The organism is Paenibacillus sp. ALE3, from assembly GCF_054113405.1.
The window spans coordinates 5,801,761-5,812,267 of the sequence record NZ_CM134214.1 but is presented as its reverse complement, the minus strand read 5'-3'; the positions used below and the strand labels follow the sequence as shown (position 1 = coordinate 5,812,267).

General features: G+C 46.6%; 9 protein-coding genes. 2 read left to right on the top strand and 7 right to left on the bottom strand.

The features are described 5' to 3' along the window. Positions 1-147: 147 nt before the first annotated feature. The gene (locus tag ACXHJ2_RS26165; protein WP_165079768.1) at positions 148-873 is read left to right on the top strand and encodes a copper amine oxidase; all 726 of its coding nucleotides are present in this window, start codon (positions 148-150) and stop codon (positions 871-873) included. An 84-nt stretch (positions 874-957) separates the two neighbouring features. Then, the gene (locus ACXHJ2_RS26160; protein WP_013373475.1) at positions 958-1,506 is read left to right on the top strand and encodes a GNAT family N-acetyltransferase; all 549 of its coding nucleotides are present in this window, start codon (positions 958-960) and stop codon (positions 1,504-1,506) included. Between the two features lie 105 nt (positions 1,507-1,611). Here the strand turns inward: ACXHJ2_RS26160 and ACXHJ2_RS26155 are convergent, their stop codons facing one another. The 7 genes from ACXHJ2_RS26155 to ACXHJ2_RS26125 all read right to left on the bottom strand — a co-directional run bounded on the left by ACXHJ2_RS26155 (position 1,612) and on the right by ACXHJ2_RS26125 (position 10,467). Beyond that, on the bottom strand, positions 1,612-2,106 hold the full coding sequence (locus tag ACXHJ2_RS26155; RefSeq protein WP_025677558.1) for a GNAT family N-acetyltransferase: 495 nt from the start codon (positions 2,104-2,106) through the stop codon (positions 1,612-1,614). 125 nt (positions 2,107-2,231) lie between these two features. Next, complete coding sequence (locus tag ACXHJ2_RS26150; protein ID WP_040102685.1) at positions 2,232-3,461, bottom strand: MFS transporter; 1,230 nt, start codon at positions 3,459-3,461, stop codon at positions 2,232-2,234. A gap of 46 nt (positions 3,462-3,507) precedes the next feature. Next, positions 3,508-5,640: a molybdopterin-containing oxidoreductase family protein gene (locus ACXHJ2_RS26145; protein WP_165079769.1), complete on the bottom strand. Its 2,133-nt coding sequence runs from the start codon at positions 5,638-5,640 to the stop codon at positions 3,508-3,510. Positions 5,641-5,996: 356 nt separating this feature from the next. Continuing rightward, entirely contained in the window at positions 5,997-6,842 is an 846-nt protein-coding gene (locus tag ACXHJ2_RS26140) for a formate/nitrite transporter family protein (RefSeq protein WP_165079770.1), read from the bottom strand. 386 nt (positions 6,843-7,228) lie between these two features. Further along, on the bottom strand, positions 7,229-8,590 hold the full coding sequence (locus tag ACXHJ2_RS26135) for an FAD-dependent oxidoreductase (protein WP_016822845.1): 1,362 nt from the start codon (positions 8,588-8,590) through the stop codon (positions 7,229-7,231). A 391-nt stretch (positions 8,591-8,981) separates the two neighbouring features. Beyond that, positions 8,982-9,458 (bottom strand): glutathione peroxidase, encoded by a 477-nt coding sequence (locus tag ACXHJ2_RS26130; RefSeq protein WP_165079771.1) that lies wholly within the window; start codon positions 9,456-9,458, stop codon positions 8,982-8,984. 115 nt (positions 9,459-9,573) lie between these two features. Beyond that, positions 9,574-10,467 carry an ABC transporter ATP-binding protein gene (locus ACXHJ2_RS26125; protein WP_165079772.1) on the bottom strand — a complete coding sequence of 298 codons (894 nt, stop codon included), beginning with the start codon at positions 10,465-10,467 and terminating at the stop codon, positions 9,574-9,576. Positions 10,468-10,507 lie beyond the last annotated feature (40 nt).

Below are 10,507 nucleotides of genomic sequence, written 5' to 3'. Positions count from 1 at the left end.
TCACACCGCATAACTCAATAAAATGAAAATCGGGATGCTCTCTTCAGCAAAAAAAGATGCAAGTTATGAAAAAGAGTTAACAATTTCGGCAAATAAATTCGTTATAGTGTATATATCTTTTATTTTACCGGAAAAGGAGACCCACCCGTGTTTAAGCTGTTGATCGTCATCCTGCTGTCTATGCTGCTGTCCTCTTCCGTTATGACTTCCGATCATCCTTCTTCAAGCATGGTGACCGAAACTGCATTATCTCATGCGCTGGCTAGCGCACCAGAAGACTCAACTGTCCGCCTATACGCCGTGAGCTCTTCCCAGGGACTCTTTCATTCAGCCGTACTGGAAATCGGCCAGCAGCGCCGCACATTCCAGTGGTCGGGCTCGGCGGATATTTCCACCGCACCACAGTTATTTTACAGAGATGTAAACGAAGATGGGATCCGTGAAGCCGTTGTAATTCTCACACGTGCCTCGGGAACAGGTGTGGAATTGCAGGAGTTGCATATTGTTAACGTACAAACAATGGAGGAATATGCAGTTGAATCAGCAGCAAATGCTGTATCTCAGCGAGTACATAGCTCCGTGGAGCTACGTGACCACAACCGCCAGGTGCATATCGCTGTTATGATTGACGGTACTACACACACGATGGACCCCAAAGCGTCCGTATTTTATGATGATCCAGCCCAATTTACAAAGCATCTCGATTTTAGCTCTGTTGTAATGTATGACGCCGAACAGTTCCCACTGCATGCCACTGTATCTGGTAGCGTATCGCCAAGCGAATTTGTAGGGGATTTGGATCTGAAATATGTATATGAGCAGGGGCGGTTCCGGGTGGGACCTATAAAATTTGAAGATTCCTCTCCCTTTTGACGACTCTCGCAGAATAAGGTAGCATGGGATTAAATGCTAGACTGGCTGGTTTAGCGATTTTCCGAGTGAAAGAGGGGATTAATCATGTTTACATATGCGTTGGACGAACGCACAGTCCTTCGGCCGCTCACCAAGGAGCATGTGCAGCCTCTGTTTGAGCTGATCGAAATGTCCCGTGACCGCCTGCGTCAATGGCTTCCATGGGTAGACTCCACCACGGAAATCAGCCATACAGAGCAGTTCGTGCAAGGCGCCTTGAAACAAGCCGCAGAGAACGGTAGCCTGACCGCTGGAATTTGGATAGACAACGAGCTCGCTGGCATCATCAGCTACCATGAGATCAATTGGGCCCACCGGTCGGTTAGCATCGGATACTGGCTTGGGCACGGTTACGAAGGGCAGGGTCTCATGACCAGTGCCTGCCGCGTATTCGTCGAATATGCGTTGATGGAGTTGGACTTGCATCGGGTCGAAATCCGTTGTGCAACGACGAACCGCCGCAGCCGCGGTATTCCAGAACGCCTGGGCTTTGTGCTCGAAGGCATTGTACGCGAAGCAGAGTTGCTGCCAGATGGCTATATGAACCACGCAGTATATGGTATGCTCCAGAATGAATGGAAGCAACTTCGATAACATAGTACTGCACAACAACGCCGCAGGCCTGATCAGGTCTGCGGCGTTGTTGGTTATGAGCTGGACATCACAACCGAATGTTGCTGCCTGTCTGTAGCCTCCGGTCTATTTTAAGAAATAGGCCATTAGAACATCATCCACGAATTGGCCTGCTATATAAAACTCGTCATGCAGGCGCCCTTCAATTGCAAAACCGCACTTTTCATAAAACATAAGGGCTTCCGTGTTACAGGAGAGTACACGCAAACTTAACTTGCGTATGCCCTCCGCAGCTGCAATCTCCTTCATGGAGTTCATGAGCGCCGTCCCAATACCTTTGCGATGATAGTCTGGACGTACAGCTATATTTATTTCGAGTACATGACAATTACTAGCCAACAGCGTTGGAGGACGAAATCCAATATACCCGCAGAGCACTTCCTGTTCGATGGCGACCAGTTGAGAGCCTGGAGGCGTGTTACGCAGAAACTCTCCGCGCGACTTCCATGACAGCGAAGCAGGAGCCGTGCGTTCATTCCATACCAGTTCATCCAGCGCAATCAGATCAGGAGCATCCTTCATCTCCGAATGACGTATCGTCAAGGGTTGACTTGTAAACAATTCCTTTCAATCCTTCCTGTGAAGGCTTTCCTGAAGCAATAACTGCAACCAGCTGTCACCTATTGTACCATAATAAAAGCTCATTACTGAACTTTTATTGGGACTTAAGGACTGGGAACATCCACCTAAGAAGGAGTAGTATCCAAATTATCCAAATCATGCCGAAAACGGTTCAACCAGCTATGCAGAATGAAAAACAAAATGGATAATACGGCTACGCCTAATGCCAGCCAAAGTGTGGGCGGTAACCCACCGCCATCATATAACTTCCCCATAATATAAGGACCCATCACCCGCCCGGCTGCGCCAATGCCCCCTACAAGTCCAATGTAAAAAGGTGCACCCCGACCTCCATGATCAGACAGAAATGCTGGAACCGCAGGTGCGATCAGCATTTCTCCTAGAGTCGCCAGTACCATAGCGAATATCATCCCAGTATAGTTCTGTGTGCCCAGGATGACAATATAAGCTGCCAAATAAAATCCTCCAGCCCATGTCATTTGTGCCGAAGCGTGATGAGCGTACAGCCGTTTGATCCAGAAAATAATAGGTTGTGCGGCAAAAATAAGAATACCATTCAACGTCCATAGTAGCCCATACATCGTTTTAGGCAAGCCCTGTTCAATAATATAGGGAGAGACTCCCGTATTCCAGATCGAATTACCGAACCACAAAAAAAGTGAGCCTAACCCCACAAAGAGATACAGCCTGGTATCACGAAACAGCAATCGAGCTGGTATTTCTTCTCTTTTCATCACAGACTTGCTGAGCTGAACTTCCCCCTCTTCCCGATCTACCCTGCTTAGATACGACCAGAAGAATCCGGCAAATACCGCAGAAGTTACCCCGTTCATGACAAAGCTGAGCTGATAGGAAAGGTCGGCCAGAACGCCGCTCAGTCCCGTTCCGAGTGCCACCCCAATATTGTTCGCGACATAAATGATATTAAACAGCTCTCCACGTCGGTCAGCAAAACGAAAACCTACAAAGGCCTGAATCGCAGGCACAGATACCACATTAAAAAAGCCGATAAAGCCCATCATGATGACAAAAGCTACCCAATGACCACTGGTAAATGGAAGCGAGAGAAGTCCCAACGCATTCATGGCCAGTGAGCCGACAATCAGTTTCTTGGCTCCAATACGATGATAAAGGGCTCCGCCCAGCACTTGACCAAATATTCCGCCTAAAGACTGCACTAAAATCGCAATCCCCGCATCTCCCATACTACGGTTTAGTTCGTCGAATACATACATGCTAACGAGCGGCCACATGAGGGAACTTCCAGCGGAATTAATCAGGCTAGCAATGAGAAATACTTTTACTTCTTTCGGATAAGACTCCAACCATTTCATATATTTTGCTTCTCCTTTTGCACCTGACGCCATTAAAGGCATATTCTCATTGGCGCTTCACATTCACCACCGTTGAGAAAAAAGTAGCCCCTTGCCCCATATCCGACAGCCGGTCAGAGGTTAACGCATTGGCACGCTGTCTGCGTCCTTTGCCTTTCCACCATAATCCTTGGCTAATCACCGTGCCGGGCAGCATCAGATCGGTGACCTTGGCTTTCAATTCATACATTCCCCTGTCATTCCAGACGGTAACCGGATCACCATCTGCGATGTCTCTTGCCTGAGCATCCTCCGGGTGAATTTGCAACAAAGGCTCCCTCTCCAATCGCTGATGCTTGGGCAAATTAGCAAATGTAGAATTCAAAAAATTATGGTTTGGCGGTGAAACAAACATCAATGGAAAACGGTCATCCGCTTGCGGCCGATGCTCTCCGTCATACCCTTCGATCAGTGGTACATAGGAGGGCAATGCGGGCAGACCTGCTTGTTTCATTTTTTCCGAATACAACTCAATCTTGCCTGAAGGCGTAGTTAGACGCTCCAAATAAGTAGCCTTTGGCGTCATATCAAGCTTTACAAAAGGCGACTTTTTTAAGGCATCCAAGGTTACACCCTTGAGATAAGGGTTCGTTGGATTATCAAGCGCGCCTGCGATCATATCCTCTTCACTTTCTGTAAAGGCAGCTTCATCAAAGCCCATTGCCTGTCCAAGCAGGCTAAATAGCTCATAATTGCTTTTGCTTTCCCCAAGCGGATCAATGACAGGCTTCTGCATCTGGATATAGTGGTGCCAGTACGATTTGTATAAGTCTGTTCCTTCAAAAGAAGACGCAGCAGGCAGCACAATATCTGCATAGCAGGCCGTATCGGTAAGGAACAGGTCATGAACAACCGTAAACAGATCCTCTCGTTCAAATCCCTCCGTCACCCGTTCCGAATCAGGTGCTACAACTACCGGGTTACTACAATATACAAATAACGCCTTAATCGGTTGTTCCTTCTGTAGCAGCGCCTCTCCAATCCGGTTCATGTTGATCACCCGGGCATCCGGGTTCTGTCGCAGATCAGGACGCTCCAGATGGGCGCTGTTAATCTTGGCATAAGCACCATTGGAGCGCGACGCTCCCCCGCCGTGTTTCAACCATTGTCCAGTGAGTGCAGGCAAGCATGTAACTGCACGTACGTTCATACCGCCATTATCATGATGCTGAAGCCCATTTCCGATATTAATATAGGCCGCTCGCGCCTTCCCGTACATTTCCGCCAAACGGATAATATCCTCTTTCGGCACGCCGGTAATCTGCGAAACCCGCTCTGGTGTATAGGTCTTAACATGCTCGCTCAGTTCCTCGTGACCTACGGTATAGCGACGTAAAAATTCGTCGTCTGTCAGCCCCTGATCAAACAGCACATGCATAACCCCCAGCGCAAGCGCCGTATCCGTTCCCGGATATAAGGGAATGAACCAATCCGCCCATTGTGCCGTCCGGTTGCGATGGACATCAATAACGACCACCTTAGCACCTTTTTTACGTGCTTTCTCAGCCAATACGACCTGATGCATGTTGGTGCTGATGACGTTTCCGCCCCATACAATAATGAGCTCTGCATCCTCTGTGTCCTCCGGGCTTGTGCCGCCCTTAAATCCCATAACGGATGCCCAGCCTTCATTCCCAGCCACACTGCAAATCGTCTGATCCAGTTGGCTTGAACCCAGCGCATTGAAAAAGCGACGATCCATTCCATCCACACTCAATACACCCATATTGCCATAGAAGCTGTAGGGGAGAATGGATTCCGGTCCATCCGTACGTATCAGCTCCTTGAACCGACCTGTAATGGTATCGACCGCCTCCTCCCAGCTAATTCGTTCAAACTTCCCTTCCCCTTTGGCGCCTACACGCTTCAACGGATAAAGCACCCGATCCGGATCATATACTCGCTCGGTCATATTCCGGACTTTGTTGCATATAGCCCCTTTGGTAATGGGATGATCCGGATTACCAGTCACCTTGACTATCTTTCCATTTTCCTTGTGAAGCAGGAGCCCACACGTATCCGGGCAATCCAACGGGCATACGGCCGGAAAAATACCGTTCTGCTGCTCCGTCATCCGCTGTCCTCTGTGTAAGTTGTGTTGAAGTGTGGCCTCAAGAGGCGCGCTATTGCGATGATCCATGGTGTTAATGCTCCTTTCCGTTACCGTTTCCAAAAATTACACTGTTCTTATCATATCTACAGCTTTGGCCTATGGCAAGAGAAGGATTTTACCACACAGCATCTCTCCAAAATATATAAAAATCCGCCTGCTGTTTAGAGCAAAACGGATTTTAAAAATCATAATTATTTTTTTATCATCCTGTTTCATCATTACATACCCAGGGTAAAAGAGATCAAGGCATTATGGACGAGAGCACACTCATCCTCCATGCCAAATCATGGACCACTCCCAAAAAAATCCGCCATGACAGGTTTCGTTCCCCCGGGCCTGTCATGGCGGATTTGCTTTGTTCATTGCTTCATAAAGTAATGTGATTATGCATGATCACTCAACGGATTGGATGCAACGGAAGGAGTAATTTGAGATTCATTCACGGAATGTGTGTTGGTTTGAGTTTTTTTCAGATAGGCCAGCCAGTAGGCTCCAGCCACAAACAGACTGCCTCCTACCAAATTCCCCAACCAGACCGGAATGAAATTCATAGCATACTCTGCCCATGAAAAATGACCTGCAAAAATAGCCGCCGGAATGAGAAACATATTGGCTACAACGTGCTGAAATCCAATAGCAACAAAGGCCATGGTCGGGAACCAAATTCCCATAATTTTGCCGCCGATGGAGTCTGTGCTATAAGCCATCCATACAGCCAGTGCTACGAGCCAGTTACATCCTATACCTGATATAAAAGACTGCAAAAAGCTTTCATGCAGCTTATGCCCTGCCATATCCACCACTTTATCCAGGTAAGGACCCGTTTCGGTCAAGCCCAGAACATGCCCGAAGAAAAATGCAACAAATAATGCACCTGCAAAATTACTGAGCGTAATAATCGCCAAATTACGAAGCATGGCTCCTGTCTTAATTCGTCCTGCCCATCTCGCCAAAGGCACTGCCATCATATTGCCGGTCAGCAATTCCCCACCAGCGATCAAAACTAACACCAGACCTACAGGGAACACCGCAGCTCCAATAAAGGTAGCAATGCTTCCCCATTCTTTAGGTGCACTTGCAATAACGCGTATATCCAGCAAAAACCCTAGTGCAATAAATGCACCTGCCAAAAATCCCAATACTACCGCCACATTCCACGGGTTGTTCGCCTTGGCCACTCCTGTTTCCACCGTCTTTTCGGCAATTTGCCCCGGTTTATAGCTTGCCATCTGCCCCCGCTCCTTTAATATCTTTTAAACAAAATATTCTTCTTTTATATTTTATTTAAAATCAGTGATTTTGTTTGTGAAAAAAATCACTTTCTAAAGTATAAAAAAAACAGCCCTTGGATAAAGGACTGTTTTTCTATTTTATTACATCTACTGCGCTACTACGCGCTTTACATTTAATTGTATTCTTCCTTTTCAACAGCTCTCAAGAACCAAAGAACTCCGCCCAGACCGACGGCTGCAACAACTACAAGAAAAAGGATATAAAACAAATCCATTATAAAGTCTCCCCCTAATCCTTATGCTCTCTATATTGTACTATAAGGATTCATCCGTACGCTTCAGATTGTTGACAAACTTATGAACAATGTCACAGACAAATCGAATTATACAGTAACTGGGTTCCGTTCGGATATTGTAGGCAATGCTTGCAAACCTGCCGCGTTCAGGAAATTCCAAGGCTTGTTATAGTGCGGCTGGAAGAAGAAATCGACAAAAGCCAACTGGTCAATGGTCATATGATTTTGAATGGCTACAGACAGCGTGTTAATGGATTGCGTCAAATCGACCTTCGACATAATTTGTGCCCCAACAATTCTCCGTGTCTCCTGCTCATATACAACCTTCAGCAATACCTTTTCAGAGGTTGGCATAAACTCAGGACGGTAGCTGTCCTCAATGGTTACAGCTTCTACAGTCATCCCCTCGTCGGTTGCTGCGGCTTCTGTCATTCCTGTTCCCGCAATATTATCTTCGTAAATTTTGATACCCGAGGTTCCTTGTGTTCCCATGTAGGCAATGGTCGGCTGTACCAGATTGCGTGCCACCAGCGTCCCCATTCGAACCGCATTCGTCGCCAATGGGATATAAGCTGTTTTGCCAGTCGGATTATAACGAATTGCACAACTGTCGCCTGCTGCAAACACATCCGGGCAGCTACTTTGCATATAATTGTCCACAATGATCGCACCGTTAGGCAACATATCTACCTGACCTTTGAGCAGATCCGTTTGAGGTCGGAAACCGATACAGAGTATAACAAGCTCTGTTTCATACTCTCCTTTGGAGGTCACGACCTTACTTACTTTACCGTTAGTCCCCTCAAAACGACTTACTGTCTCGCCAAGTACCAGCTTAATGCCATGTTCTCTCAGGGAATTCTCAATCCGGTCTGTATACTCATGGTCTAAATACTTATTCAATATACGATCAGCACTGTCGATCAGCGTTACGTTCTTACCGTTCATTTGAAAAGCTTCTACCAGTTCAACACCAATGTATCCAGCTCCGACGACTGTAATGTTCTGTACGTGCTGGGCTTTCTCAATGATTTCATTCGAATGATTATAGTTCTTGCAGAGCAAAATATGATCAAGTTCAATGCCTTCCAGCTTCGGAATAATTGGCCACGATCCAGTAGTCACAATCAATTTATCAAATGTGTCCGTAAATTCCTCACCTGTTTGGAGATTACGTGCATGCAGCGTTTTGCCGGCTGTATCCACACTCGTTACCTCATGAAGCATCTTGGTCACTACACCCATATCAGCCAGTTGATCTGGGGACGAATAAAACAATCCGTGCGGATCTTTGACGACACCACCTACGTACAGTGCAATACCACAAGATAAAAATGAAATATTGTCATTACGCTCATAAACCGTAATTTCGGCATCTGGATAACATTTAGCTGTGTTGACTATGGCTGCTGTACCTGCGTGTGTACATCCGATAACTGCTACTTTCATGTTGAATTCCTCCTTGGTGTGTGGGCATAAAATGTATAATAATTGTGAATACTTTCACTTAGGCAACTCGTTACTTCTTGTGATTTATTTCACTTCATGCGCTTATTATAGTGTGATATTTTTCACATTACAATAGCTTTTTATGATATTCACAGTTTGTCCACATTTAAAAAGGTAAGGATGTCTGAGATCAGCCGTTTGCTGAAATATTTTTTTCTCCATTCAGTTTTCCCTGTCTGCCCCCTGATTATGCCCTTGGAACAGACTTTCCACACGATGCGTCAATTCTTAGGTAAATGCTCATTTAGAGAATAAAAAAAGGTCTGTTTCCCCTGAGACAGGCAGAAATCAGACCTTGTTTATACATATACTTTGGAATTACACGAAGCTATTATAACAACTGCTCAATGGCAGCTTTCATCGCTTCCGGTGGCTCCTTAGGCTCAAAACGCCCTACAGGCACACCTTCACGATTCACAATGAATTTTGTAAAATTCCACTGAATTGTACCATCTTCCTGTTCTCCAGGCTGCTGCTTCTTCAAATATTCAAACAGAGCTGCTGTATCCGGTCCGTTCACATCCACTTTGGCGAATACCGGGAAATTAACCCCGTAATTCAATTGGCAAAATTCAGCCGCTTCCTCGCTGCTGCCCGGCTCCTGACCGCCAAATTGGTTGCAAGGGAAGCCTAAAACAACGAGTCCTCGATCCTTATATTCGTCATAAAGCTTCTGCAAATCCCCATATTGCGGGGTAAGTCCGCACTTACTGGCGGTATTCGCAATAACCAGCACTTTACCTGTGTAAGTTTCCAGAGAAACCTCCTGATTGGCTGGTGTTACGGCATTATATGAATAGACAGACATACAGCATCCTCCTTCATGTCGCTTGGTTAGGTTCTTAACCTATTTTACCCAAAACGTGACGGACATGCCAATATCCACAGACCCTTTACCGCTGATGCTGCCACTTGATGACGCTCTAACCTCTTGCTGCTACTTGTGGTCTAGCATCACGCCGCTCGGCAACAGAACCCACCGTTTGCTTCTCTTCTACATTCATTCCCTTTACTACTTGGTTTACCGCAGGCTGACCAGCCAAAGCATACGGAAGACAGAGTGGTACCCCTGTACGAGGATCAGTAACAATATCCGCCTCGATCCCGAACACCTCACGCAGCACATCGGGGGTCATAACCTCAGTCGGGGCTCCTACCGCCTTCGCTTTCCCTTTTTTGATCGCAATCATATGCTGAGCATACCGGGCTGCATGGTTCAAGTCATGCACGACCATAACAATGGTGCGTTCTGCCGAAGTATTCAGATACTCTAACAGATGCAGCACTTCCAGTTGATGCGCCATATCTAAAAATGTAGTCGGCTCATCCAAAAACAATATATCCGTATCTTGCGCAAGCGCCATAGCAATCCAGGCACGCTGACGCTGACCACCAGAAAGCTGATCAATCGGACGATCGTGAAATTCGCTCATTCCCGTTACTTGTATTGCCCACTCTACCATTCTGCGATCTTCCGCTTTCATGGAACCAAAACCTTTTTGATAGGGGAAACGTCCGTAAGATACCAGTTCCGTCACGGTCAACCCTTCCGGCGCAGTCGGATTCTGCGGCAAAATAGCCAACTGCTTCGCTACCTCCCGGGTGGATTGCTTATGAATGGATTTACCATCCAACAGAACGCTACCGCCTTTAGGATTCATGATGCGAGCCATCGTTTTCAGAATGGTCGACTTACCGGAGCCATTTGCACCCACCAATGCTGTGATTTTCCCTTGCGGTATTTCTACGTTCAGATCCTCTACTATCAATCGATCTTCATAAGCAATATCCAGATTTGCCGTTTTCAGACGAAACATTTGGAATCATCCCTTTCCCTAATCCAATATATATAGTCAC

Excerpts from the sequence above, each read along its gene's own strand:
- ACXHJ2_RS26160 (WP_013373475.1), top strand. The coding sequence starts at position 958 with ATGTTTACATATGCGTTGGACGAACGCACAGTCCTTCGGCCGCTCACC.
- ACXHJ2_RS26150 (WP_040102685.1), bottom strand. The coding sequence starts at position 3,461 with ATGAAATGGTTGGAGTCTTATCCGAAAGAAGTAAAAGTATTTCTCATT.
- ACXHJ2_RS26145 (WP_165079769.1), bottom strand. The coding sequence starts at position 5,640 with ATGGATCATCGCAATAGCGCGCCTCTTGAGGCCACACTTCAACACAAC.
- ACXHJ2_RS26140 (WP_165079770.1), bottom strand. The coding sequence starts at position 6,842 with ATGGCAAGCTATAAACCGGGGCAAATTGCCGAAAAGACGGTGGAAACA.
- ACXHJ2_RS26135 (WP_016822845.1), bottom strand. The coding sequence starts at position 8,590 with ATGAAAGTAGCAGTTATCGGATGTACACACGCAGGTACAGCAGCCATA.
- ACXHJ2_RS26130 (WP_165079771.1), bottom strand. The coding sequence starts at position 9,458 with ATGTCTGTCTATTCATATAATGCCGTAACACCAGCCAATCAGGAGGTT.
- ACXHJ2_RS26125 (WP_165079772.1), bottom strand. The coding sequence starts at position 10,467 with ATGTTTCGTCTGAAAACGGCAAATCTGGATATTGCTTATGAAGATCGA.